This window comes from Bacillus cereus group sp. BfR-BA-01408, from assembly GCF_022663305.1.
In the GTDB taxonomy this organism is placed as follows: Bacteria; Bacillota; Bacilli; order Bacillales; family Bacillaceae_G; genus Bacillus_A; species Bacillus_A pacificus.
Map to the genome: position 1 here is coordinate 1 of NZ_JAKUFF010000222.1, position 336 is coordinate 336.

Consider the following 336-nt stretch of genomic DNA (forward strand, 5'->3'; position numbering starts at 1 on the left):
CTTCTTATTTTACAATACAATGACCTAATTCAAAACGTATTCTACACAGTATTAATGAAGATTTAAGGAAACTTACATTTTTTCAAAATAGGTCTTACCACTACTGTAACATAAAAAGCAAGCTATCAGTAGAAATCTGTCCTACAAATAGCTTGCTTTTCTCATTTTTTAAGTAAGTTTTACTATCCAATGAATGGCATGAACATCGGTATGACAACTACCGTTACAACTCCAACTACTGTTACAGCAATACTTGCCATAGCTGCCTCTACTTCACCCATTTCAATTCCTACTGCCACTCCTAATGCATGACCTGCTGTTCCCAGTGCTAAACCT

General features: G+C 35.4%; 1 protein-coding gene. It reads right to left on the minus strand.

The annotated features are described in order from the left end of the window. Positions 1-182: 182 nt before the first annotated feature. Positions 183-336: LrgB family protein (locus MR083_RS27020; protein ID WP_242270116.1), on the minus strand; the 154-nt coding region annotated here is incomplete at its 5' end.